Source organism: Gloeomargarita sp. SKYB120, assembly GCA_025062155.1.
Lineage (GTDB): Bacteria > Cyanobacteriota > Cyanobacteriia > Gloeomargaritales > Gloeomargaritaceae > Gloeomargarita.
Map to the genome: position 1 here is coordinate 1 of JANXAM010000074.1, position 942 is coordinate 942.

Here is a 942-nt window from a genome sequence, read left to right on the forward strand (position 1 = left end):
AAACCAAAAAGCGACGGCGTTTCATTACAGTCATGAAAGAAAGTCCTCCTCACTAATCAAACCAGTAACTTCTAACCGCATGAATCTGCTGTCAAAGACACAATTCAGACTATGGGCCATCATCAGTCAAAGGCCAAGCAATTAACTGTATCCAACTATACAAAAGTTAGGGGTTAGACCGGAACGATTTTTTGAGGGAGAAAAGGGGAGAGAAAATCGATGACCTGAGACAGCCCAGCCCCTGTCTTGAGGTTGGTAAAGACGAAGGGTTTATTGCCGCGCATTTTGCGGGCGTCCCGTTCCATGACCCCCAAGTCGGCTCCGACGTAGGGCGCTAGGTCAATTTTGTTGATCACCAGCAGGTCGGATTTGGTGATGCCAGGGCCACCCTTGCGGGGAATCTTGTCGCCGGCGGCCACGTCAATGACGAAGATAGTAATGTCCACCAGTTCAGGGCTAAAGGTGGCCGAGAGATTGTCGCCGCCACTTTCGACCAGCAACAGTTCGAGGTCGGGAAACTGTTGTTCTAGGGCTTGGATCGCCGCCAGATTGATAGACACATCATCCCGGATGGCAGTGTGGGGGCAACCACCAGTCTCGACGCCGACAATCCGGTCAGGGCTGAGAGCTTGGGCGCGGGTCAGGATGAGAGCGTCTTCCTTGGTGTAAATGTCATTGGTCACCACGGCAATGCTGTACTTATCCCGTAGCGATTTGCAAAGCGCTTCCGCTAGGGCGGTTTTTCCTGACCCTACCGGTCCAGCAATGCCGACGTGTAAGACCGCCATTTCTGCTACTCCTAACCCCTATAATGCGATTGTAAAGATGGCCTAAAGGACGATTCGTAACAATGGCTACCTACGCCGCTGTGTTACTGGAGCGGGGTACGTCAGCGCTGGTGACAGGGACGTTAGCCTTGACGGCAGAGGAGCGACGCAAGCG

Annotated in this window: 1 protein-coding gene; it reads right to left on the bottom strand. The window is 53.1% G+C overall.

Features of this window, described 5'->3' with window-relative positions; all coding sequences use genetic code 11:
- Positions 1-173: 173 nt before the first annotated feature.
- Positions 174-788: an urease accessory protein UreG gene (ureG, locus tag NZ705_12490; GenBank protein ID MCS7293761.1), complete on the bottom strand. Its 615-nt coding sequence runs from the start codon at positions 786-788 to the stop codon at positions 174-176.
- Positions 789-942 lie beyond the last annotated feature (154 nt).

Coding starts and splice junctions, on each gene's coding strand:
- ureG (MCS7293761.1), bottom strand. CDS start 788: ATGGCGGTCTTACACGTCGGCATTGCTGGACCGGTAGGGTCAGGAAAA.